The organism is Pelagicoccus sp. SDUM812003, from assembly GCF_031127815.1.
Lineage (GTDB): Bacteria > Verrucomicrobiota > Verrucomicrobiia > Opitutales > Opitutaceae > Pelagicoccus.
Window position 1 is genome coordinate 91561 of sequence record NZ_JARXHY010000009.1, and the last position, 24829, is coordinate 116389.

At 58.5% G+C, this 24829-nt stretch carries 18 protein-coding genes; 5 read left to right on the plus strand and 13 right to left on the minus strand.

Going from position 1 to position 24829, the window contains the following annotated elements:
* Nucleotides 1–187: 187 nt before the first annotated feature.
* Both QEH54_RS13565 and QEH54_RS13570 read left to right on the plus strand, forming a co-directional pair.
* Nucleotides 188–616 carry a hypothetical protein gene (locus QEH54_RS13565; RefSeq protein WP_309019229.1) on the plus strand — a complete coding sequence of 143 codons (429 nt, stop codon included), beginning with the start codon at nt 188–190 and terminating at the stop codon, nt 614–616.
* 125 nt (nt 617–741) lie between these two features.
* Nucleotides 742–3171, plus strand: coding sequence for a response regulator (locus QEH54_RS13570; RefSeq protein WP_309019230.1), 2430 nt, complete (start codon nt 742–744; stop codon nt 3169–3171).
* A gap of 37 nt (nt 3172–3208) precedes the next feature.
* On the opposite strand, the gene QEH54_RS13575 is transcribed toward QEH54_RS13570, so the two are convergent.
* Nucleotides 3209–4030 carry a hypothetical protein gene (locus tag QEH54_RS13575; RefSeq protein ID WP_309019231.1) on the minus strand — a complete coding sequence of 274 codons (822 nt, stop codon included), beginning with the start codon at nt 4028–4030 and terminating at the stop codon, nt 3209–3211.
* A gap of 280 nt (nt 4031–4310) precedes the next feature.
* Nucleotides 4311–5528, minus strand: coding sequence for an N-acetylmuramoyl-L-alanine amidase (locus tag QEH54_RS13580; protein WP_309019232.1), 1218 nt, complete (start codon nt 5526–5528; stop codon nt 4311–4313).
* Between the two features lie 38 nt (nt 5529–5566).
* Between QEH54_RS13580 and QEH54_RS13585 the strand changes: the two genes are divergently transcribed.
* A complete protein-coding gene (locus QEH54_RS13585) occupies nt 5567–6901 on the plus strand; it encodes an MFS transporter (protein WP_309019233.1) in 1335 nt (444 codons plus the stop codon).
* Nucleotides 6902–6976: 75 nt separating this feature from the next.
* Here QEH54_RS13585 and QEH54_RS13590 read toward each other — a convergent pair whose 3' ends face one another.
* From QEH54_RS13590 to QEH54_RS13630, 9 genes are all read right to left on the minus strand, one after another.
* Complete coding sequence (locus tag QEH54_RS13590; RefSeq protein ID WP_309019234.1) at nt 6977–8290, minus strand: hypothetical protein; 1314 nt, start codon at nt 8288–8290, stop codon at nt 6977–6979.
* Nucleotides 8291–8510: 220 nt separating this feature from the next.
* Nucleotides 8511–9650, minus strand: a complete 1140-nt coding sequence (locus tag QEH54_RS13595; RefSeq protein ID WP_309019235.1) for an aminotransferase class I/II-fold pyridoxal phosphate-dependent enzyme — start codon at nt 9648–9650, stop codon at nt 8511–8513.
* A 53-nt stretch (nt 9651–9703) separates the two neighbouring features.
* Nucleotides 9704–11062, minus strand: coding sequence for a tetratricopeptide repeat protein (locus QEH54_RS13600; protein ID WP_309019236.1), 1359 nt, complete (start codon nt 11060–11062; stop codon nt 9704–9706).
* Nucleotides 11063–11065: 3 nt separating this feature from the next.
* On the minus strand, nt 11066–11740 hold the full coding sequence (locus QEH54_RS13605) for a hypothetical protein (protein ID WP_309019237.1): 675 nt from the start codon (nt 11738–11740) through the stop codon (nt 11066–11068).
* Nucleotides 11741–11753: 13 nt separating this feature from the next.
* The gene (locus tag QEH54_RS13610) at nt 11754–12158 is read right to left on the minus strand and encodes a biopolymer transporter ExbD (protein WP_309019238.1); all 405 of its coding nucleotides are present in this window, start codon (nt 12156–12158) and stop codon (nt 11754–11756) included.
* 8 nt (nt 12159–12166) lie between these two features.
* On the minus strand, nt 12167–12772 hold the full coding sequence (locus QEH54_RS13615) for a MotA/TolQ/ExbB proton channel family protein (protein WP_309019239.1): 606 nt from the start codon (nt 12770–12772) through the stop codon (nt 12167–12169).
* A 3-nt stretch (nt 12773–12775) separates the two neighbouring features.
* Nucleotides 12776–14158 carry a MotA/TolQ/ExbB proton channel family protein gene (locus QEH54_RS13620; protein ID WP_309019240.1) on the minus strand — a complete coding sequence of 461 codons (1383 nt, stop codon included), beginning with the start codon at nt 14156–14158 and terminating at the stop codon, nt 12776–12778.
* Nucleotides 14159–14179: 21 nt separating this feature from the next.
* Nucleotides 14180–14959 carry a DUF3450 family protein gene (locus tag QEH54_RS13625; protein WP_309019241.1) on the minus strand — a complete coding sequence of 260 codons (780 nt, stop codon included), beginning with the start codon at nt 14957–14959 and terminating at the stop codon, nt 14180–14182.
* Between the two features lie 139 nt (nt 14960–15098).
* On the minus strand, nt 15099–17702 hold the full coding sequence (locus QEH54_RS13630; protein WP_309019242.1) for a TonB-dependent receptor: 2604 nt from the start codon (nt 17700–17702) through the stop codon (nt 15099–15101).
* A gap of 570 nt (nt 17703–18272) precedes the next feature.
* Between QEH54_RS13630 and QEH54_RS13635 the strand changes: the two genes are divergently transcribed.
* Together QEH54_RS13635 and QEH54_RS13640 are read left to right on the plus strand one after the other, a co-directional pair.
* Nucleotides 18273–20705, plus strand: a complete 2433-nt coding sequence (locus QEH54_RS13635) for an outer membrane beta-barrel protein (RefSeq protein ID WP_309019243.1) — start codon at nt 18273–18275, stop codon at nt 20703–20705.
* Nucleotides 20706–20734: 29 nt separating this feature from the next.
* The gene (locus tag QEH54_RS13640) at nt 20735–22048 is read left to right on the plus strand and encodes an MFS transporter (RefSeq protein ID WP_309019244.1); all 1314 of its coding nucleotides are present in this window, start codon (nt 20735–20737) and stop codon (nt 22046–22048) included.
* A 308-nt stretch (nt 22049–22356) separates the two neighbouring features.
* Here the strand turns inward: QEH54_RS13640 and QEH54_RS13645 are convergent, their stop codons facing one another.
* Together QEH54_RS13645 and QEH54_RS13650 are read right to left on the minus strand one after the other, a co-directional pair.
* The gene (locus tag QEH54_RS13645; protein ID WP_309019245.1) at nt 22357–23484 is read right to left on the minus strand and encodes a histidinol-phosphate transaminase; all 1128 of its coding nucleotides are present in this window, start codon (nt 23482–23484) and stop codon (nt 22357–22359) included.
* 95 nt (nt 23485–23579) lie between these two features.
* Nucleotides 23580–24731 carry a histidinol-phosphate transaminase gene (locus tag QEH54_RS13650; protein ID WP_309019246.1) on the minus strand — a complete coding sequence of 384 codons (1152 nt, stop codon included), beginning with the start codon at nt 24729–24731 and terminating at the stop codon, nt 23580–23582.
* Nucleotides 24732–24829: the final 98 nt, after the last annotated feature.

A 24829-nucleotide genomic window follows, 5' to 3' on the forward strand; every position in this document is an offset into this window, starting at 1 on the left:
CACCGACAAGCGCGGAGTGCGCAAATTCCGCCGCTCGCGCCCGCAGCGCGAGCAAACGTTTAGCATCTGTAAAAGGTGCCCTCGACCTTTGCGTTTCGCTTTACAAGCTCCATCCTAATGACTGAAGCAAAGGGAAACGCCTAGCCAGTTATCGCGGAGCTCGGACGCGGGTTCCAATCCAACAGACATGCCATATCGACTCACATGGGAGCGCCGAACGGTGTTCTTCGACTATTTTGGGGACGTAACCTCGCAGGATCTGCTCGAAAGCAACCAGATCGTCTACGGGGACGAGCGATTCGACAAGCTGCTCTGGCAGGTGGTCAGCTTCGAAAAAGCGGAAGCCATTTCCCATTCCGCCGCCTATGTGAAGCGCATCGCCTACATGGACAAGGCCGCGGCTCGCTCGAATCCCAATATCACGGTGGCTTTCGTGGGAAACTCCCCTGCGCTCGACCAGATTGGTAGCGAGTATATCGATGTGGCCTCCGAGCCGGCCTGGGACGTGGTCCATTTCTCGACCTTGGACGAAGCGAAGGCCTACATTGCCACAGCCATCCAAGAGCGGGAGCATCGATCCTCGCCCACCAAGAGCGCGCCGCCAAGCCAAAGCTAAGTCCAGATCGGTTCGTAACGCCCGCCATGCTGATAAAAAAGGCGTAAAGCGGAGCGAGACCGAAGCGATCCAGGACCGCAACGGGTCAACGCCAGCTCCCGCTGTCCGATACAGAAGGTGCGACCATGCCCTCGGAGACTCAGAAACCCCATCAAATCCCCGCCGAGATCGTCCTGCAGCTCAACAGCCAGCTGGACGCTTTGCTACGCCTGCATTCGCAAATCGGGCTGGAACTGTGCAAGGACGCCTTGGAAGTCCTCTCCGACTACGCTTTCGTCGCGTCGCCCAAAGGAGACATCACTTTCGCCAACGCCGCGCTGAGCAAGCTCATCGGAGACAACCCCACCCGCCCCTACACCTGGCTCGCTTCGCCCCTGAGAAACGTCGAGCTGCGCTCCAGCGCCACAGGCCTGGTCTGGATTCCCAGCCTCGGCCGCTCCAGCATCCCTGGCTACCTCGTCACGCGCCCCCACCAGGAAATGCTTTTGGGCATCATCCGGCCCTGTTCGCCCGAGGATCTCGGAAGCGAGGAATCCGCCAGCGCCGCCAGCTCGCTGCAATGCTGCCTGGAGCTCATCGAAATGAGTTCCGACGGGCTCGCCGCCATCGACGCCGCGGGAGTCATCGAATTCGCCAACCAAGCCTTCGCCACCCACCACGGCTCGCTGTCCCCTGCGTCACTGCTCGGCAAGCCGTGGCGCGCCCTACTCGCCGACGAAGCCGCCAAGCGCTTCGACTCCGAGATCCTGCCATCCATGGAGTTCAGCGGAAACTGGAGTGGCGCGCTGATGCGGGATGCGGAACGCCAAAACGACCTGTCCATCGAGCACAGCTTCGTCCTGCGTCCCCACGGCGGCGCGCTGATCTGCAGCAAAGGAACCACCCGTGGACAGACCAGCGAAACGCCTGCCGACGACATTCGCCAAGAGACCGAGCAGCTCTACAAGCAGCTAGACCAGGCCATCGCCAAGGCCAACCAGTCCGCCTTGGAGGCAGAACTGGCAAACCAGGCCAAAAGCGCCTTCCTCGCCTCCATGAGCCATGAAATCCGCACCCCCATGAACGCGGTCATCGGGCTGACCAACATCCTGCTGGAAACCGAACTCGACAAGGAGCAGAAAGACTTTCTGGAAACCATCCGGGCCAGCGGCGACTCCCTGCTGGTGCTGATCAACGACATCCTGGATTTTTCCAAAATCGAATCCGACAAGCTGGAATTGGAATCCGAGCCGATCGACCTCAGGGCCTGCGTCGAGGAAGCCCTTGATCTACTGGCGGAAAAGGCCAGCGCCAAAGGGCTGGAGCTTTGCTACGAAGCCCATCCGGAAGTGCCGTTCAGCGTTCTCGGCGACGTGACTCGACTCCGCCAAATCCTCGTCAACCTGCTGGGAAACGCCGTCAAGTTCAGCGAAACCGGGCAGATCGAAGTCCTGATTCGCCCTCGGGAAACCTCCGCCGAAGCCTGCGCCATCGAATTCGAAGTGCGCGACTCGGGCATCGGCATCCCCAAGGACAAGCAGGACCGCCTCTTCAAATCCTTCAGCCAGGTCGACTCCTCCACCACGCGAAAGTACGGCGGCACCGGGCTCGGACTAGCCATTTCGAAAAAGCTCTCGGAGCTGATGGGCGGACGCATGTGGCTGAAAAGCGAAGCGGGCGAAGGCGCCTCCTTCTTCTTCACCATCGTGGCTCCTGCCACAAAACCCGTCCACTATTCGCCCCAGCAGGACAATGAAGGGCGCCGCTTGCTCAGCGGCAAACCGGTGCTTCTGATCGAGCCCAATCCCACGCTTCGAGCCAAAATCCTCCGCACATTGACCCTCTGGAGAGCAGTGGCGCGCACCGCCGCAGACGGTCAGACAGCCGCGCAGATGATGCGCAAGCAGGCCTACGCCTTGGTCCTGTGCGACAGCAGCGTGGACGCCACCCCGATCTTCGCCGCAAACCTGCGCCCACCCCCGGATCCGGCGCGGCCCAAGCCGCGCCTGGTGCAGCTCACACCGTTTGGGAAACGCCCCACGTCCGACCGGTGGGACGGAAGCGTCGCGAAACCGATTAAACTCGGAAGCCTGCTCGAGGCCCTCGGGGCCGCCCTGAAATGCGAAGATGTCACCTCGCTCAAGGTCGCCAAACCGCACAGCGACACCCGCGACCTCGGCAAACGGTTTCCCCTAAAAATCCTGCTGGCCGAGGACAACCCGGTGAACCAGAAGGTCGGACGCCTCATTCTCAAGCAGATCGCCTACAGCTGCGACCTAGCAGAGGACGGGACCCAGGTCCTCGAGGCCCTCGAAACCACCTCCTACGACGTGGTGCTCATGGACATCCAAATGCCCGAGCTCGACGGCTACGAAACCACTCGCGAGATCATCCATCGCTTTCCGCCCGAGCGCCGTCCCTACATCATCGCTCTCACCGCGAACGCCATGCAGGGCGATCGCGACCAGGCCCTGGCCGCCGGCATGCAGGACTACCTCAGCAAGCCCATCCGCGTGAACGAAATCGCCACCGCCCTCGAGAAAGCGTACCACCTGAGCCTCGATCAGGCCAACTGACGTCCCCACCGCCTGCCCAGACCGTTTTTCAAAATCGCTACTCCTCCAACAAACGGTAGCCGCCACCAGAGTCAAAAACCACTCGGACCAGCAGATCGCCGCGCACGAAGTGGCCGCTCTCCGCAGCTGGCTTGAAACGGGAGCGCTTCAGCAGATTCACCGCCATCTGTCCCGCGTCAGGGTTGGTAGAGGCCAGCACCAAATGGTCCACGCTGAAACCGCTATCATTGACGCCCAAGGCGACCAAGGCTTCGCAACCCGCAAGGCTTGGACGAACCTCGGCCGGCAGGTCCGCATCAGGCAGGCGGTCCAAGGCGGGAGCTCGACTGCCATGGTAGTTCAAGGCGATCGGCGCCCGGCGCCGCTTTCCCAGCTCCTGCTGAGTGAGCGCGTAGTAGATCTCCTGACCGGCGGAGAAGAAATGATAGTAGTAGACGCCACGGTTGATTTCCACTCCGAGCTGAGGATCGATCTCGATCCGCTGCACCCGGCCCGCCTTCAAGTCCTCGATCCCATAGGGCAGAAGAAACTCCCGGCCATCCTGCGAAAACAGGCGCAGCACCACGTAGCAGTCCTCGTAGTCGCGACTGGCTTTGACCTTTGTGGAAAACACGAAGCGCGTGCTTCGCTTGCCCTCGGAAACGTAACCTTGCGGGCGATTGACCTCCAAATAGCCTTCGGAAAAAGAGTCCGCCTCCTCGAAGAAGAAACGACCCGACTCCAGAGGCACCATTCCGTATCCAGAATTCACTACACAGTAGCTTTTCTCCAAGGCGTAGACGTCGAGCCGGCCTTCCCCCGCGTACGGGTCGGGAATCATCAGCCGATGCTGAGCGAACAGATCAATAAAGCCGACCATCGCGAAGGCGACCGTCGACAGCAAAAGACGACGACGCCGGCGCGTCGTCTCTAGAGAGTGACGAGTAAACATAAGAAACGAGATCTCCGTGAAGCTAGGGGGTAGCTGGAGAAGGCAAAGGGTTTTGGGTGTCAGCTCGTCCGCCGCAAAAATTCAGGCGGCCTCGCCAACTGGGGGACCTCGGCACGGGAGTGACGAAGCGAGTGGAAACGTGACACAGATTGACCCGAAAATCAAGAACTGGCGCTGGATCGTAAAACCCCGTGCTCGATTTTACCGGCTATTCGCCAAAATGACGTAGCAAGGCCTCGAATACGAAAGCCGCGTACAGGGCTGGCAACGATTTCACCTCTTCCCCACCCACTAGGCGTTTTCCCTCGTAGTCGCCCAAAGCCGCCCATTGGTAGACCGCTTTGCTGTTGGCGGTCCATGGCTCCAGGAAAACAACCGGACAGTCGAAGACCCGGTTGGCGAGAAGGTTTCGAGCCCAGATGTAGCCTTCCTCGTCCATCGAAATCGCATTGTCTCCAGAATACTGATACGGCGGAAGACCGGTCGCTTCGACCATCGTACGCGCCATGGTTCGCGCCAAGGCGATCTCCTGCTCGTGGTAGCCGTTGACGATGCGCCAGACCATCTCGAAACGCTGAGCGTCGTCCGCCACCTCGCTGGGCAGGTAGCAGCCGTTCACCAGCACGTGCAAATCGTTCTGGTCCACCAAGCTGGGATTCTCGGGATCCGGCCAGCCTACGGCATTGACGTGCAGAGCCAGGGCCAGATCGGGCCGTATCATCCAATTCAGGCGTCGGGCTCGGGCCCGGATTTCCCCATCTCGATAAAAGAGCCGCTCCGCCAAGAGGTTTCGCTGTTCCTCGTACGTTTCCTCGGATTCCGAAAGGCCGGACTCCGCCAATCGCCGATCCGCTTCCGCGAAATAGTCCTCGGCCCGATAGCGCGTCGCCGGCTGATCGTCCTCGCGCGTCAACCAGACCTCCGCCCCTCGCTCGCTCAGCAGCGCCCTCAAGCGCTTCGCCGTCGCTAGGGTGAGATCGCCCTCCCGCACCGCCTCTCCGTCTCCGATGGCGAAATGGCGACGCTCCATCTCCGCCCATCGCCCGCCCAAGTGGCCTGGGTCGATGGCGATCTTCAAGCCGCCAAGGCCGGAGCTTCTCCGCGTCGGCTCCGTCTCACCCGACCTGGCGAACGCCAAGTAGTACGCCTCCGATTCGTCGGCGCTGCGGCGTATCCACACGCCCCCTTCATCGAAGCGCATCCAGTCCTCCCAACGCCCGCCCGGAGCGTAGATTTCCCGAAGCTCCCGCTCGAAATCGGCCCGTTCCACCCGACCTTGAAACGCCTCCAAGCGCTCCCAGTCCACAGGCAGTTTCAGCTGCTCCGCGGGTTCGGCCCAAAGGGCGACCGTCATCATGCAGCAACAAGCAAAGCTGGCAAATCTCAGCATCATGCCCAGCCTGCTATGGCGAATCGTCAAGTCCATCGAAATTGCGCGGACTCGACCCAGGAAAAACCAGTTTCATGACTTCCAAGGAAAAGCAAAGCGCCAAGCCCGAAACTCGTCTCGATCGGCTCTACGACCTCATCAACGGAGAGGAGGAAACTCGCGTCTGCCGCGACATTCCCGAATCGGCCTGCAAGCACCTGCCGCGAAACTACTTCGCCTACCTCGCCTCCAACATCTTCAGCAAGATCGGAGACGAGCTGAGCAGCGCCCGACTGGTGCTCCCGTGGCTCTTCAGCGCTCTCGGCGCGCCGGCCAGCCTGATCGGCTTCATCGTGCCGCTGCGCGAGGCGGGAGTGCTGATCCCGCAACTGGCGGTCGCCGCCTACCTGCGGCGCATGCCGGTGCGCAAGCGGGCTTGGTTGCTGGGCGGGGTCGTTTCCGGCCTCTGCTTGCTGGGCATCGGGCTCTTCTCCTCCAAGTTCCAAGGAGCTCAGGCCGGCTTCTTCGCCCTGGCCCTGCTGACCGTCTACAGCGTAGGCCGCGGGATCTGCTCCGTTTCCGCTAAGGACGTCATCGGAAAAACCGTATCCAAAAAGCGACGCGGCACCCTTATGGGCTACAGCTCCAGCGTATCCAGCGCGGCCCTACTAGCCCTCGGGCTCTGGCTAGCCTTTCTGCAAAGCAGCTCGCAGGGCGAATCGCTCTCCTACTCCCTGCTGACCTACGCTGGATTCCTGTGGCTAGCCTCCTTGCTCTGCTTCTCCCTCATCAAGGAGGAGCCTGGAGCCACCGACGGAAGCGGAAGCGCCTGGAAAGCGGCTGTGGAGAACATGTCTCTGCTGAAAACAGACAAGGTGTTTCGCCACTACCTGCTGACGCGCGGCCTCCTGCTCAGCGTGGCCCTCGCTCCCCCCTACTACGCCCTGCTCTCCCAGCAGCGCGGCGAAAATGCCAGCGCCCTCGGCCTCCTCATCGTGGCAGGCGGTCTCGCGGGCACGGTCAGCGGACCGATCTGGGGCAAGCTCGCCGATCGCTCCAGTCGCCTGACCATGGTTTTCGGCGCGCTGGGAGCGGGAGCGCTCGGCATCGGCATCTACGCCGCCGATCTAGGGATCGGCCCGTCCTGGGCTTCCCAAAGCTGGGTTCAAGCAAGCCTCTTCTTTGGCGTAAACGTCTGCTACGGCGGCGTGCGCCTAGGACGAAAAGCCTACCTGGTGGATATGGTCAGCGGCGACAAATCGGGATACGTCGCGGTGGGCAACACTCTCACCGGCGCCGCCCTGCTGTTGCTCGGCAGCATCGGCGCCCTGGCGGATGCGATCGGTGCCAGCGGGGCCATCGCCATGCTGGCGCTGCTGGCTTTCGCCGGCGCCGCCAGCGCCTTTCGCCTGAAGGAGGTCAGCGGCTAAGCGCTCCGCGCACAAAAAAAAGGGGGAGATCGCTATGATCTCCGCCCTGAAGCAAAACTAACCTATGCAAATCTTCTATTCTTCCAGCACTGGAGGCACCGAAGGCAAAACGGGCGCTACCGAGGGCTCCGTGGCTTCGTCTTCGGACCAGCTCTGCTGAGCTTGGTTTTGCTGCTCCAGGCTCGCCTTGATGGCCCCTGCGACTCCAAATCCTGCCCCGATACCGGCAGGCACCGCCACCAGGATGTCCTTGTAACTGTATTCCGAATACATCTCAGTGACCAAGGCGTTTTCCGCCAAATAGGTCGCATTGGCGCTGGGCTTCAGCAAATCGCCCACCACCAGATCGGCGACGCTTCGAATGAGCGGAGCGAATTGGGCGAGTTCGTTCTGCGTCTCCAGCATGGACATCACTGGCTCCAGGTCGAACCCGCCGCTGTATCCATAAAACTGAGCTTTCGCAGGCAGCTTGCTTGCCACCCGCTGAAAGGCTTCCGATTCAGCCAAAACTTCCGCCTCGGCAAATGCCGATACCCAATCTTCGTCTGTATAGAGGACCAAGTCGTCGCTGCCCTTCGGCAGGTGGACAAAGAGGCCAATTGGCAGGTCCTGCACGAGGTGAGACAAGTTCGCCGTGCGCCCATCTTTCGTATCCACGAAACTGATCTGCATCGGCAGCAACGCTGGCTCCAGACGCTTAACCAAGGCGCCCGCATCGGCAAATCGGGTCCATACCATGGTCTTTGGATTCTGAAGGTTGGAAAAGTCCTGCCCTAGGATCAGATCGATGCGACCGGAAAGGGCCGTGATGAGTTCTCCCGCTAACACATCGGATCCCGGGATCGGCTGGGATAAGCCCTGCTGCAGCATGCCATCGCCCATCGGCCCCATGACCACACCCGCCAGCTCCTGCAGCATTTCCTGCACGCCGAGCAAGTTGAGGTTTCCTGAAATCACGGTAGCCGCGTCAGCAGGGGCGCTCTTCGCTAGATCGAAGGCGATGGGCTCGCCCTGGTTGAGAGCCATCAGGCCTTTTGGCGCTCCATCGAGCAAGGAAACCGACTTGTTTCGGACCAATCCATCGTCCAGCTCGCTGGAACTCAAGGCCCACGCCCTTAGGGAGCCGAACCCGAGCGCCTCGAAGATGACCGGGAAATCCAAAGGAAACGGCGGCACGTCCGGATTGGCAGCGGCGAAGTCCTGATAGATGACGTTGAGCTTTTCGCCGATGGCCTGACCATCCCCATCGAAATCCAGATAGGCGATGAAGGGTCCATCCAGATCGATGTGCTGAGAGGCTTCCTGGAAGGAGTTTTCAGCGTTGGCAGTTGAGAGGGCGATCAGCGCGGCGACGCTCGCGCAGGCGGTTTTAGAGAGAAGTGATTTCATTTGCTTTGCATATACTCGGACGCAAGCAAATCCGTTACACCCATATTTCAAATCTCTCGCTGCGTTCCCACCCCGAGGACGCCTCGTCGGATGGCAGCAAACACGCCCTCCCTAAACAAAACAAAAGGCGAAGGACCACGCCTTCGCCTTTTGCTTTTTGACTGTACTACCTATTATAAACTAAGTCGATGAGACAGCGGGCTCCCCCGCCGAAAGCCGATCAAGTCTTCGCGACCAGAGAGCCGAGGATCGAAAGAAACTCGTCCATCTGCTCCTTGGTGCCGATGCTCACGCGAGCCCATTGCTGGTACTTCTGTTCCGGTACGCCGGATACGCGGGAGCCGCTGATCAGCACCCCATTTTCAGCCATGGTGTCGCGCAGCAGTTGCTGGTCAATGCCGGACTTGAAGTAGATGAAAGCTCCGTCTGGCTTGGCGTATTCGATACCGAGCGCGTCCAGAGATTCGCAAACGTAGTTGCGCACGGACTTGTAGTTCTGCACGTTCATGGCCAAGTGTTCGGTATCTTTGATGGCCTCGCACGCCGCGATCGCGGACAGGTAGCTTGGAGGCCCCATGTAGAAGTCGCTGATCTTTTCCAGGATGTCAGGATGAGCGATTCCGTAGCCGATACGGAAGCCAGCGAGGCCATAGCTCTTGGAGAAGGTACGCGTGACCATGACGTTCTTGCGCATCTTGACCAGTGGCGAGCACGTGGCCATGGAGAAGTTCGTGTCGGACAATTCCAAATACGCTTCGTCGACGAAGACCAGAATGTCTTCCGGAATCGACATGACGAACTTCTTGAGCTCCAGCGAATCGGCCAGCACGCCAGTGGGATTGTTGGGATTGCAGATGTAGACGATCTTGGTGTTTTCATCGATGGCCGCTCCGAGCGCCTCGAAATCGTACCCCATGTCCTCCGACAAGGCAGCGTACTTGACATCGCCACCACGCTCTTCGAACTTTCGAACCAGCTGCGTGTACCCCATCTCGGTAGTCACCACATTGGCGCCCGGCTCCGCGTAGGCAAGCGCGGTCATCATCAGAAGTGGACCGGACCCGGCCGTCGTTAGTATGTAGTCAGCGGATACACCTTCCTTCTTGGCGCAGAGGGCTACCAGTTCCGCGACGTTGTTGCGGTTGTAGTAGCTCCCGCTATCGATCGCTTCCAGCATGGCCTCCTTCGCGTTCGGGGTGTAGCCGAAGGCGTTTTCGTTGCTGCTGAGGCGGATCGGGCTGTTCTCTAGGGTAGGAGCAGCTTCGATGGCGAAGGCCCCGGCACTGAGGAGGCTGAGGCAAGCAGCTGGAGCGATCCAGCGGCGAAGTCGTCTTTCGACGGTTTGAGACATCTTTTTCATTTGGCTAGTTGGTGTTCGTTCAGGAACAAGCCCAGAGAGGTTCGACCACTACGCTACATGCGCAGAGCCGCTTGTTCGACGCGCAGGAGATAGTCGGCAACGTAGTCGCGTGGATCGATTTGCTGAGCCTGTCGCAAATACTTGGCAGCGGAGCCGTAGTCGCGCTTGGTCACGTTAAGCTGGGCGAGAGAGAGCAGGGCCTTGTGGGCGTAGGCGTCGATCTTGCTGGCGTTTTCCGCATAGTACTCCGCCTTGGCGAAGTTTCCGCGACCTTTTTCGAGCTCGGAGAGCGTGAGCAGAGCCTCGCCGTTGAGCGGGTCCTTATCAACCACTTCAGCCAGGAAACCAGCGGCTCCATCGACGTCGTCCGACTCCATGGCCAGACGAGCCTTCAGGTTGAGCAAATCGGTATCCTGCTTGTCGGAGAGCTCCATGCTCGGGGCCGACTCCAGCTTCGCGATCAAGCTTTTTGCGGCATCGAGCTCGCCCATGAAAATGAGGGAGTTGGCCACTTCCAGCATGCGGTAGGGACGGGCTCCGCCTTCATCCATGGCCTTCAAATAGCTGTCAAGGGCCTCTTCCACCAGACCTTCGTTGACCATCAAGTCTCCATGCAGAGCGAGAGCCGCTCCATCGGCTTTGCCGAGATCCTTCACGACCGTCAGGTTGGCGGCGGCCTTCTCAGTGCTGCCCACAGCGATGAACTGATTGGCCTGAAGCTTCCACCAATCCGCGTTTTCCGGCTCCTCGCGAATGAATTCGTAAAGCATGCCAATGGCATCTTCCGGCTGCTCCAGAGCGATGTAGCACTGGAGCTTGCCCATTTTCCAGTCGCGGCTCTTAGGTTCGAGCATGATGGCGTTGCGATAGGCGTCGAGCGCCGTTTCCGGCTTGTCGAGATTGATGTAGCAGTATCCAATCAACCCATACATGGAACTGTCTCCGGTCTGGATCGAGAGCGCCTTCTGCAGGTACTTCAGTCCGTTCGCGTAATCGCCGGCGCCCACGTAGGCGCGTCCGGCGTTGTAGTAGGCCCGATAGTAGTTGGGAAACTTCTTGATCGCGGCCTCGTAGGCGGCAATCGCCTCATCCAGCTCGTTCTCCTGATAGAGCAGGTTTCCGAGAATGAAGTCGAAGGCGGCGCTGCTCTCCGAGGTGATGGCCACGTCGAGACGAGCGATGGCGGCGGAGGGATCGCTTTCGATCAACGGAACGATCTCGTCGAAAAGGCCCTTCTCCTCCGCGGTGATGTTCGGGTTGATGTCCGACTCGGCGATGTAGCTCTGGATGAACCGAGCGCGGAATTCGGGATTGTCGAAGGTTTGCTCCTTGAGCTCGTAGACCTGAGCGGAGGAAAGGGCGCAAACGCAGAAAGCTGCAGAAGATAGTAGAGTAGACGTTAGATGCTTCATGACTTAACTTCCCCATTCGACGGGGACCTTGAAATAGATTTTAGCCGAGACCGGCTTACCGGCTACGGTGGGTTGCGTGTATTGGAGGGATTCGAAATAGGACCGGAACATGCGTTCGAAATCATCGTCGATGACTTCATGTATCCGCGTGATGGTGACTGATCCATCGGGATTGATCACGCCTTCCATATTGATCAGGCCGGTCTTCTTTTCGCGCTTCATGCGCGGCGTCCAAGGGATGGGCAGCTTGCGCTTCATGCGCGGGGCCTCGTCGAGATCGCTGATCTCGAACAAGCTGATCTGCTCCATGGTATCGGAGGCGCTCACGCCGACTTCGCCCAACGAGAATCCGCCCGCCAAGGCGTTTCCGACTCCCGGATTCAGGGCCATGTTCAGCTGCGACAGCGACAGCTGCGGCGGAGGCGAATCCATCTCGGGCGGCGGCTCGCTCTCGGGCGGCGGCTCCGGTGGCGGCGGCTCCGGCGGGGTGAATTGAGGAGGCGGAACCGTCACTTCGAACTCCCGCACCTCCATGTTTGGCTTCTTCAATCCGGCGAGGTACTGGGTGAACGGCAGCATGCCGAACATCACCAGGACCGCTAGCGCCGCGAGGCTGCCGGATCCCACCGGCAGCTTCTTCATGCTCGGACCCTTGTATATCTTGTATTTTGCTCCCATAGGACTTTCGAGCTTAGCCTTCAGTCGCTAGGTTGACAGTGTTGGCTCCCGCCAACTTGCATTCATCGTGCACGCGGGTGTACAAATCGATGGATACGCTCTTATCGGCCTGGATGATGACCGGCATCTGCTCTTTGGAAACGAGCTGACGCACAACCGAGCGCACTCCCGATATGCCAACTTCCTTGCCGCCGTAGACGACCTTCCCCTTGTCCGTAATGGCAATCAGGATACTGTTTTTCTCCAAATCGGCTGCCGATGCGGCTTGTGGCTTGTTCACCTCGACTCCGGTTTCCTCCACGAACACCGTGGTGACGATGAAGAAGATGAGGAGGATAAAAACCATGTCGATCAGCGGAGAGATGTTGATCTCGTCGCTTTCGGCTTCGCCTTCCAATATTGAACGTCTCGCTTTCATGTGACTGCCTAACGGCCGCTTTCTACTTTTTCTAGTTTGAGAATGGTCAGGATCTCCATGCGGGTGAAAAACTGGTCCAGCTCGCCCATTTGTCTCCGTACCACGGAGATCAATACATAGGCTGGAATCGCTAGCACCAGACCAGTCTGCGTGGTGATCAGAGCTTCGGAGATGCCCCCGGCTACCAGATCGATGGTGTTGCCACCGCTGCTAACCGAAAGTCCGAAAAATGTGCCCAACATACCGATCACAGTGCCGAGCAATCCCGTGAGGGGAGCCGCTCCGACCAATACGTTGCAAAAATGGATACGTCGCTCGAGCGTCGGCAAGTGAGCTGATCTCAGCTCCTCGAAGCGCGCCCGCGCCCCATTGGAATCGTTTACCCCGTTCTGGGTGAAGTCGATCATCTCGCCCACCTCTCCGTCTGCGTCCTTCGGCATGTCGATCCAGTGGCCTAGCTGGTTGGGATCGATACGGTAGAAGCTATTCTTCCTCATGTGAAGGTAGAGCTCGAAGATGGCGAAATAGATCACGCCTCCCAGCAGAGCGAGCGGGATCATCAGCGAGCCGCCGGCGCGCCAAAGCTCCCAAGTTTCTGCAAGCATCTCGCTCATGCCTTAACCGATGGTTTTGATTCCGTTGATGAAGCTGATGGACATCTTCTCCATGCGAGCCAGATAGCCCTTGGCCTTGCGCGAGAGAATCGCGTAGAGCAGGAGGCTCGGGATCGCTACGATCAGACCGAATTCGGTGGTGATGAGCGCTTCGGAGATACCTCCGGAGAGCGACTTGGCATCACCTGTACCGAATATCTTGATACGATTGAACGTGTTGATCATACCGGTCACGGTACCCAGCAACCCGAGCAAAGGAGCCACGGCTGCAGTCACGGAGATAAACGGCAGCAGGCGCATGACCTTAGGCTGCGTTTCGACCATCGATTCGTAGAGGATCTCTTCCACCAGCTCCGGATCGTGATCGCTGTAGCGAACGCCCTGCTGAATCATTCGGCCCATCGGACCATGGGCGGAATTCGCCAGGTGAATGGCTTCGTCCTTCTTCTTCTCCGCAAGCTTGGATAGCACCTCGGCCAAGATGCCTTCCTTGGGCTTGGGCAGGGTGATCAGCTCGAAGGCCTTGAAAGCGGCCACCGCGAGCGAGACGAAAGCGAAGCCGAGAATGGGAAAGATCCAGATGCCGCCCTTTTGAATGTGCTCCAGCAAGGTCTCCTTGGTCGCAGCGATGGCCATGGCGTTGTTCAGCGTGGCATCCAAAGGCAATACGCCCTCCCCACCCTTCGCTACGGCTACGATGCCCGAATCGAAAGCTCCATCGGCGATCGGCAGCACGATCGGATCGATCGACGATCCCTGCTGCACCAGTCCGGCCTTGCCCGACTGGCTGGCGAAATAGGTCACCGGACCGAAGCGGATGTAGGTGCCCTCTTCGAGCAGGCCGCCTTCGGTGATAGCCTTTCCAGTGTAAAGAGCGCCGCCCGAAAGGGCTTCCATGCGATCCAGGCCGGCTGTGACAACCGCCTTCTGCGGGCCAAGCTTTTCCAGAGGCGTCATGTATGGATCTTCGGCCGCCTGCTCGGAAGCGGAGATTTCGTCCTCGTAGAAGGCGAATTCCGAGGGGTCCAGCTGGGCTCCCAATCCCCGCCCGAACTCGGCGCTCAGGCTGATCAAGTAGTCCACCATCTCCTGCTGCTGCGAGAGCGTGTTCTCGTAGCTGGAGAGATCGGCGCTTTGGTTGTCGCTCACCCGCTGGGCGCGGTCCGCTTCGCGGCGCAGCTCCTGCAGATCGGAAAACAGCTTGTCGCGCTCCGTGCTGAGAGGGATCTTCTCCTTGCCAATGGTTTCGCGAACGTCCGACAAGCGAGCCAACGCTCCCTCGAGTTTCTTTTCGGCATCGGCAGCGGCCTTATCCAAGGCGGTCTGCGCAGAGAGCGGAAGCGTCGCGAAACAGGCTGCGGCGCATATCAATGAGAATGTCTTCATGCTAGTGTGTCGTCGAATGGATTAGGGTGTAACAATCTTGGTAGGGAGCCCCACGAAACTCGCGTCGGTACTGCGATCGTAGACCGCGACCAACTGAGCTACATCCTCGGAGAGGGACGGATCTGAAACCCAGTCCCATCCCGAACCAGTTGGGTATCCGTATCCTGCATACTCACCGGTTCCGTCGATGAAGTAGGCATAGCTAAATCCATAGTAGAGCGTCGTCACCTCGCGCGACTCGCCGTCGACGTCCTGCACCGCGGTGTCCTTGGTGATGGCGGACTGGAACTTGTCGAACTGGGACAGGATCGCCACCACGTTCTGCAGGCGAATGGTCAGGGGAGCATCCTCCGCCTTTTCTTCTTCCGGAATACGATCCAGGAAGGTATCCACCGTATCCAAAAACGCCACGGGCCAGCCTTCGGCCATCTTCTTCACGCGGGTTTCGTATTCTAAAACGGCGGCTTTCATTTCGGCGGTGACGGCGTCGAGGACTTCCTTCTTCTCGTCAAGCTCAGCACGTTTCTTCTCGCCAGCCGAAGCGTTTTCCTTCGCCGAAGCGATCGCTTCCTCGAGGCGACCAATCTCGCCTTTCATAAATTCAATTGAATTCTGAAGCACTTCCTTCTGAGCGATCCATTCGCTCTTGTCTTCAGAGATTTGCTTTTCGACCGAGATCCACTCGCTCAATGCGTTCTGCGTCTGCTTCACAGTGTCCGCGCTTAGCGAATACACGGCGGCAGGAAAGATAGCTGCAAAGAGGGCGGCTTTCAGGTGTTGTTTTCCGGAGGGAGATTTCATATCGAGCGGGTTTCGATCTAGTTACTTAGATAAATCTGATCTGATAAACCGCGGCGGAGCTACCCGACTCCGCCGCGGGTCTTAATTCTATATCAACCTAAACGGCCCGCTTGAGCAGGCCGAGCAGAGCAAGCTTCCCTTAGAAGGTCGTCTCGAGCTTCAGCACGAAGTTGCGTCCACGATCAGCCAGCACCTGACCGTCCTCGTCGTTGTAGGAACGAGCGTACCAGAAGTACTGGTCGAACAGGTTGCTGACGTTGAGAGACACCTGCCAACCTTCGAGCGGCGTGTCGGACTTGCCCGAATACGCGATCCCCGCGTCGAAGACCGTGTAGGAATCGACGGGCTGGGTGTTGAAGGTGTTCACGTAGACATCGTCGAAGTACTTTCCGCCGAAGTTGTAGCGGAATTGCCCCTTGCGGTAGATCACGTCGAAGTTCGCGGTGAGAAACGGCGTGTTGCCGAGGTCATTGCCACCGATGTCCTGGAACAGCAGATACGCGTCGTCCGGTCCGGTGGACTGCGGATTCGGCTCGGTGCGGTAGCTGCCTGGGATGTTCATTTCCTCATCGGTGAACCCGTCGAAGAGGTCTTCCTGAAAGGTTGTTTCCTGCAGAGCGATAGAACCCGAGATTCTCAAGCCTTCGATGCCCGTGTTGAAGTCGCCGGATGCCTCGACGCCCCATGAGTCAACACCGCCTACGTTAAGATAACGGCTGTTACCAGCAGCTCCAGCATTGGCCGAGTCGATCGGCACAGCGGAAGCGAGGATACGATCGGTGTATTCGATCTTGTAAGCCTGCAGCGTGTAGTTGCCACCCCAGATGTTGCCACGAACACCGATGTCGAAGTTGTCGGAGTACTCGGGAGCCAAAATGTCCGGATCGAATGTGTCGCCAGCCGTAGTGATGGTACCGGAGTTCGGAGTCGCCATGTTCTCGGAATAGTTGAAGAACAGCTCAGTATTGTCGTTCAGCGTGTAGAGGAGGCCGAACTGCGGCAGGAAGTAGTCGTCGTAGGTGGTGGAGCGCTGCGTCTCCTCATTGATCAGCCACTCGGAGATACTCAGGAAGCCGCGAGCGTCGCGATCGAGCTTGATGCCCTTGACGCCGGCGATGATGTCAAGCCTTCCGTCCATAGTGGTGAAGGTGTCCTGTATCCAATACTGCATGACATCCTGATCGATGTAGCGAGTGTAGTTGGTGAAGTTGAACTGGTCGTAGTTGAACCAGCCCAGGATGCTGCCACCATCTTGAAGATTGTAGTTGGGACGTTCCGTGCCATGGTGGTCGAACTCGTACCAGCCGCCCACGATGAGCTTGTTGTTCTCCGTTTCCCAGGTGTAGGAAGCGGTCACGCCATAGCGATGGCCACCGAAGTTCTCGTCACGACCGGTACGGCCAGGGACGCCTGGAACGAAGGTCGTAGCTGGCGTCACAAGAGCGCCATCTTCGTCGTAAACTGCCGGAGTGTAGGCTGCAGTGCCTGGAGCGACCAGGGCGTGCTCGTCGCTGTAGGGATCGACGATCTCTCCGGTCTCACTCACCGCGTTTCCTTCAGCGTCCCACCAAGGCTGAGCCCAGATGTCGGTACGATCGGGATCGTTGGAGTAAGCGGCCCGGACCTGCGTCTGCGCGTAGGCGTTGTCGCGTCCCCAGAGACCGTAGTTGTTCTTGTCCTGGTAGTAGGTCACGACGCTGAGGTCCTTGCCATCATCAAGATCGAAATCGAACTTCATGCGCTGCAAGGTATCCATACGTCCATTACGCCACAGATTGTAATAGACAGCGTTCACGCCTTCGCCCGCCGGAAGCGAGGAGTCGATGTACTTGAGCGGACCAAGGTTGCGTCCCTGATCGGAAAGGTCGCCGTACTGCCAGTAGCCGCCATCGATGTTCGGGAAATCGAAGGGCGTGTATTCACGGTAGCCATATCCGGTACCGCGATAGTTGCCCGCTTCAGCGTCCCGCCACTCCTGCCAATCCAAACCGGAGGTATCGTAGTCGTCACGGTCGTTGTAGGTGATGGCGTAAGTGATATCCATCTTGTCGGAAGGAGCCTCGTACTTGAACTTCGCTTCGTAGCGACGCGCCAGACCCTTGCCCAGCCCGTCGAGACCGCGAGGCGTGAACTCGAAGTGAGATCCGCTGACGTAACCCGTCAGGCCAGGAACGATTTCACCCGTCTCGTACTTAGCGAACAAGCTGATATGATCGAAGCTGCCATAGGAGGCGCTAACATAGGCGCCCTGCTCCTGGGAGGGATCCTTGGTGAAGTACTGCAGCGAGCCGCCAAGCGCCTGGTAGGCGGGCGTGGTCACGTCACCGGCGCCCTGCGATACCTTGATAGTGGTCAGGTTGGCGGAGTCGACCATACGTCCGATGGGCGTTCCGTAGCGGGGATCGCTGGTGCCGACCGGCACGCCGTCGAGCGTAACCCCGAGATTGGCGACGCTGAAGGCGCGAACGCGAATGTCGTTTCCGAATTCGTAGAAGCCGAACGGGTCACGAGAAACAACGTTCACACCAGGCACCTTGTCCACCATCTTTTCCGGCAGAGCTCCAGGCATAGCGATTTCGAGGGCCTCCAGGTTCAGCGAGTTGTTAGCGCGGCTTTCGCCTTGGCCAACCGCGGTGAAGGTTTCGAAAACCTCCATTCCAGAGGTGGAGCTTTCTTGAGCGACGGCACCAGCAGCGATTCCGAGAATCGCCAGTCCCGTGGCTGCCTTAGCAAGAGGAGTCATTGCGACAGACCTCTCACAGTCATGCGGCTGCGAACGCATAGCTTCGCATCCCGCATCGAGCGGTATTAGTTTAGACATCTTTTTGTGTAGGTTTGAGTTTTGCTTAAAACCAAAACCCCTTGAGCAGTTAGGATGCCAACAACCCAGCTTCTAAGTTCAATTAGACAATTTACGAAGTTTCGCCGAGCCCCGCTAGGTAGTTCGCATGCGTCAAAACAGGCAGAGCGACGCGACCGCGAGCCCAGCTCCCAGAAGCGTATCACTAATTTCAATACATCGACTCGACGGAACAAGGACGACCTGACGCAGCACTATTATAAAGGGACTCGATCCACACCGACCGGGGCTCCAACCAGCGTTGAAGCATCGCTCCGAAAGGCTTCTCCGAACGAGCAGGTTCGAATCGCGGAAAGATCAAAATCGAGCAACGAAAGCGAGACGGAACTAATCACTTCCACCTAACATTTGCGCCGAGCGCAAAGAAGTCGTCCTCTTCCGAAAATGTGGCGCATGCGATGCTAGCGGCCACGCAGGGCGGCACCCGCTGTCGCCTCGTACCAAGATGTCTAGATGAAGCTTTTCCAACGCATTCCTCACGCGGTGGCGGGAACGGCTATTGCGTGTTGCGTCCATGCAGCCGATAGCCCGATCCAGCTCAACGCCAAACCCGCCCTCAAGAACCAGACCGCGACGCAGCAAAGCGCCGCTCGCTCTCTCGGAGCAGACGAAACCAACTCGAGTCCACGCGAGCGTGGACGGATCCTGGTGAAACGAAATCCGATCGCTTCGGAGTATCAGGTTTTTGGTGACTTAGGCTCTAGCCCCGGCGCTGACGCGGACGCAGAAGGGGTGGACTACAGAGCGTATTTTCCCACCCACAATCCCCTGGATCGCTCGTCGGCGTCCTTCACGGTCGGGGCCAGCTTGAACTACAACAACCTCTCCGGAATCGCCGAACCGGGAGCGGAGTTGAGCTTCACGAAACCTCTCTCCGATCGCTGGACGCTCTCCGCCCAGTTTCGCAGCAACGCGTCCGATCGCTTGATCGAACACTACGAAGCCGTGTGGAAGCCCTACTTCAGCGACAGCTCCGATCCGCTCTTCCAATTGGATAGACCTCGCTACTCCTTCGACTCCATCTTCACCCGCAACCAAGTGGGAGCGCTGCAGATCGGCCACCAGCTCACCGAAAACCACGCCATCTATTTCAAGACCTACTATCAGGACTACTTCGACAACTCCTACCGAAACCGCATCGAATACCAGGTGGCGGCGGGCGTTATCGACCCGAGCAGCATCGATGCGAAAGAGGACGGCTCGATCATCAAAGCGGACGTGACAAACGCCCGCACGCGACGCTACTTCGGAGACACCGACAATACGCGCAGCCGCCAGCACACCACGTTCGGAGGAAGCTACGAGGGATCGGTTTGGAATGTCGACTACTCCGTCTACTCCCAGAAATGGGACCTGGATCGAACGTGGTACAACTGGAACTTCAACGACACTGGAGTCGATCTCAGCTACGATGCCAGCTCCATCTATTTCCCGATAGTGGAAAGCAGCAACCTCGACCCAACGAATCAGGAAACAGCCCGTTTCTCCAGCGTGCGTATCCATGATAACGCTACACGAGACCGAGATCTAGTAGGCCGCATCGACGCCGAGCGGCGCCTCGAGATCGGCGAGCGCGCCTACTGGATACAAACCGGCCTGCTTTGGCGACAGAAGGAACGGGCCGTCCGGGAGGGAAGAGACGTCTTCACCGCCGATTCCACAAACCCTTTCAACCTCGATCAAGTCGCTTACGACCAACCCGCTGGCACCATCCTCGATGGCCGATATGAGTTGCAAAGCGGACTCGATCCACTCAAGGGTCGCCAACTCATCGCAAGCAACCCCGAGCTTTTCGCCTTCAGCTCCTACCGCTCCGAACTCGAATCCCTCCCCCAGGCCTACGATGCCGAAGAAACCGTCACTTCGAGCTACATCCTAGGACTCACCCAGATCGACGACTGGAGCATCGAAGCAGGCCTCCGGTACGAGCGCACGGAAACCGCCACTCGAGGGACGAACTCGATCCCGGAGGCGGTCAACGATCCCGATGAAGGCGCCTTCCTCAAAGAGCTGATCGATCCGAACAACGGAGACGTTTACGTCATAAAAGATCTGTATTCGGGAAACTCGTACGACAATCTCCTTCCCTCCGTCGAGATCGGGAAGGAGCTTTCGAGAGAATCCTCGATCAAAGCCTCCTACTTCCAGCTTCTGATGCGTCCACAGTACTTCAACATCGTAGACTACCGCCGCATCAGCGTCCCCACCCAGAGCATATCCGAGGGCAACCCTCTGCTTCAGCCGACCCTGATCGACAACTTTCGGCTCGCATGGACCATCGAAAACGAGCGCATCGGCGCGTTTTCCGCGGAAGCCTACTTGATCGAAATTGAAAACTTCTTCTACGGTGCCGTATCCACCGAGAGCATACTCGAAAACGGAGACGCGAAGGACTACCGCGTAAGCCGCGTGGAAAACGGCGATTCCGGAACCATCAAAGGCTTGCAGCTCCAATGGAAGAAGTCACTGCAAGGACCGCTCTTCTACGAGAAAGGCGACCTGAGCTTGGCCTACACCTACTCGGATTCCGAAGCTCAAGTCGCTACCCGTTCCGAGAGCATGCTCGTTCCGGAGCGGTCCGAGCACTTGCTGAAAGCGACCTTCAGCGGATCAGTCGGAAAGCTCAGAAACGATCTCACCGTCACCTACCAAAGCGCCGCCCTGGACGACGTAGGAACCAACGAGGAGGAAGACGTCTACCGCAAGGCCTTCATCACGACTTCGCTCAACACCAGCTACCAGCTAAGCGATGGCCGGTCGCTCTACCTAAGGCTTTCGAACCTCACCAACCATCCGGAACGCTCCTTCGAAAACTCGCCCTACCGCGTAAGCAGAAACCAATACAGCTCCTGGATCGGCGTCTTCGGATTTCGCCAACGCTTCTAGTCCGAGGTCCGGAAGGCCACGAGCGACGCATGCAATCCACCGCTTCCACTTTCAGCCCTCCGCCGCTGACAAGCGACACCGCCTCGATGAGCTCGACTAGCCAACTCCCTTCAGCGTCCCCCTCGAATGGCAAGGAGCTGCGGGTTTGGCTAACCCTGTTCCTAGTTACGCTCATCTCCTCCTCGCAAAGCTCCTTCTCCATCATCGGGCTTCCCATGCATGCGAAGTCGATCGGGTTCAGCGCCTCCCAGCTCAGCTTGCTGCTGGGGGCATTTCCGTTTTGCGCCGCTGTGTCAGCCATCGTAAACGGACCCGTATCCGATTTCTATGGACGCAAGCGCGCCCTTCTGCTCGGTCTCATCTCCCTAGGGATCACCCTTTCGCTCCACCCCTTCGCAACCACCTTCGAGACCCTGCTTTTCCTGCGAGCATGCGCCGGCTTTTCCGCCGGTCTGCTTACCGGGCTTCCTTCGCTTCTCTTGAGCGACTCCTTTGGCCGCGAGCGTCAGCAACCGCTTATCGGACGCAGCCTTTCGGGCTACGCCATCGGACAAACCATCGCCATACCGCTCGGCATCGCCTTGATCGACCTAAGTGGCTACCTCGCTCTCAACGCCTATCTCGGAATCCTCGCTCTAGTCTTGGCGCCCTTCGCGCGGCAGTTGCTTCCCTCCGCCACTCATCGGTATCAATCGCCCAACTACAGTTTCAAACGCTACGGGCAGGAGACCAAGACGCTCTTTCGCAACAAGCGCTTCCGCGGCCTTATCGCCACCAGCGGGATCAGTTTCGTAGCGACCTCGCTGTTCTACGTCACATTCGCTCAATGGCTTTTCGACGATGCCGGACTTCGGCCCTACCAGATCGCGCCCATGTACATCCTCGCAGGCTTAGCCCAAGTCTTCGCCCTCGCCTACATGAGCCAGCGCAACGCCAGCAGGGCTCCCGAAAAGAACGCAGCGATCTCCTTTCTGGTCAACGCGGTCCTCTTCTCGCTTTTCCTCATCGCCTTTCACGACCTGCGCTGGGCCGCCTTCCTCTTCGCCCTCTCTCTGGGCGCCATCGCCCTACGGATCCCGTCGATCCACCACCTGCTCAACCTTTCCGGCCCAGACACGCTGAAAGGGCTGCGAATGAGCATGGCTCAAAGCTGCAACCACCTTGGTCGAGCGATCGGCGTCTCCTTTGCGAGCTTGCTCTTCCCCGTCGTCTCCGCGGATTTGCTGATGCTGGCCGCGGGTTTGGCCCTGCTGCCAAGCGCGGCATTTTTCGCTCTGAGCCGGCCCATCGACGGAGCCGAGGAAAAATCCAGCCCAGAGTACGCCGCGAAACTGGAAAAGTAGCTCGATGCGAAGCGCTTAAGAGCCCCATTGGGGCTCTGGCACACAGATTGCTACCTGAAGATGTCTAGAAAACAGCCAGCAACAGCGTGCCAAAACCGTCTTCATTGGATAGCTGCCCTAACATGGAATCAATTCAAATATGCCCCCGCCAAGGGGAAATTTTCTCATAATTAAGGCAAATATCTCCGATCTACAGGAAAACACCTTGACGCGCCTCATGTAATGCCGGAGGCGGAGGATGCCTTGAGCCCGTTCGTCTCAGGGCGCTCCGCAGCAGTGCCAGAAACGAACCCTTCCACGTCGTCGCGCTAGGCGAACACCTCCCTCATGGCTTCCTCGTACGCCGCCATCTCCTGCACCGTGCCGATGCTGATGCGACACCAGTCGTCGTAAGGGGGGAAGGGACGGCCTACCAGAAACCCCTTTTCCTTCATCAAGGCTTGAAACGCCCGGATTTCGATACCGGTGCGATGGAAAACGAAGTTTCCGACCGACGGCGTATAGGCCAGGTCAAGATCCTCCAGCAGCGAGCAGAACCGCTCCCGCCCTTGACGAATCAGGCGACGCGACTCCTCATGAAACCGCTCGTCGTCCAGACTCGTGATGGCCGACATCACCCCTAGATAGCCAAGGCTCGACATGCGCCGCTCTTCCAGCGCCTCCAGCAGATCCGGGCGCCCCAGAGCGTAGCCCACTCGATGTCCCGCCAAGCCATGCATCTTGGAAAACGACCGCCCGATGATAACCGGGTAGCCTTCCTTCACCAGAGCCGTTTGGGTCTGCTGCCTGTAGTCGTCGAGCAGCTCCAGATAGACTTCATCCAAAAACACCGGGCAATGTTCCGAAGCCTGGATACAAAAGGAACGTATTTCGCTAGGTGGCAAAACGGTGCCGCTAGGGGTGTCCGGATTGCAGACGTAGACCAGATCGGCCTCTTGCTCGTGGACCGCTTTCAACATCGCCGACAAATCATGATGCATGCTCTCGCTGTGCGGGACCCACTCCACGCGCGCCCCGTTTTTCTCCGCATAGTGCATCAGTTGAAGATAGGTAGGCTGCGTCGCCACCAAGGTCGCGCCCGGCTTTCCGTAGACGTCCCCCGCCATGGAGAGAATCTCGTCGCAACCGTTGCCCAATAGAACGTTGTCAGGATCCACACCTTCCAACTCCGCGATGCGCTCCTTCAGAATAACCTCCTCGCGAAATGGGTAGCGGCAGCTGTTGGAAACCTCCTTCATGATGGTCAAGGTGACGCGACGCGAAGGCCCGAAGGGATTTTCGTTTCCCGCGAGGTTTATGTATTTTAGCTCTGGATACCGTGCGATGCGTTCCGCAGCCGCATCCACAGCCTGCCCCATCACCCGAGAGCTCAAACCCAACCCAAGGGTACCGAGCCCCACTTGCTTCAACCATTGGCGACGCGTCTTATTCCTCATCTTGAAACTGCATAAAGAAAGGCGGGCTGAAGGCGTCTAGCAACGACCTCCGCCCGCCTCGAAGTTAACTCACAAATCGATCGATGAAACCCCGCTTAGATCTTGCCCTGCGAACGCATGACGCTTTCGAAAACGCTGAGGAAGGTGGACATTTCCTCTTCGGTCCCGATGCTCACCCGGCACCAATCGAGCATCGGCGGGAACGGTCGACCCACCAGCACTTGCTCAGCTTCCATCATTTCCTGGAATTTCTCGATCGGGATCCCGGTCTTCATGAAAACGAAGCTTCCTTGCGGCTCAGCGTACTCCACGCCGAGCTCGTCGAGCTTGTCGGTCACCATTTTGCGCACCGTGCGGTAGCTGTTTACGCTTTCCTCGAAGAACATCGTGTCCTGCAAGGACGCCACACCGGCGACGCAACCGAGCTTGTTCGGTCCGCCCATGCTGAACTTGCGCAGCTTGGACTTCGTATCAGGCTTCATGATACCGTATCCAACACGCAAACCCGCCATGCCATAAACCTTGGAAAACGTGCGGGCGAGAATGATGTTCTCACCTTCACGGACCAAGCCAATCATGCTGTTCTTTTCCAAGCCGCCGTCGGCGAGCTCGAGGTAGGCTTCGTCGACGAAGGCTACGATATCCTCGGGCAGCTCCTTGATGAAGCTTTTCAAAGCATCCGGATCGACCGTGGTTCCAGTCGGATTGTTCGGATTGCAAAGGTAGACCATCACCGTGTCCTCATCGATGGCCCCCTTGAGCGCTTCGAGATCGTACTCCAGCTTGTCGTTCAACGGCACGGTCTTCACATCGCCGCCAAACGCCTCAAAGGTCCTAACAAGCTGCGTGTATCCAGGCTCCACTGACACGACATTCTTTCCGGGCGCAGCGTAGGCCATCGCCGCCATCTGCAGCACCGGTCCCGAGCCGGCTGTCGGTACCACGTAGTCGGCTGGCACGAGCTCGCGAGCTGCAATCGCATCGATGAGGGCCTTGGTCTCCTCCCAAGCGTACCGATTGATATCGGGCAGCTCCTGCATGATAGCCATCATGGCCATCTGGGAGTAACCGAAGGCGTTTTCGTTTCCATTGATCTTGATAGGGCCGCGATCGCCCGCGTCATCGTCAACTTCGTGCTGGGCAAAGCTTACGTGAGGCGCTGCAGCCAGAGTCGCCGCTACGAAAAGCGACGCGAGTTTTGAGAACGGGCGGAGGCCCGATTCATTCGAATCCAGTTTTGTAGACATCTTTTTGTTACTTTCGTTTGGTTTAGACGAGGGCTCTTGAAAGCATAGGCCGTGCCCATTTCGGTTTTTGTTCCAAATAATCACTACACGAGCTCCGT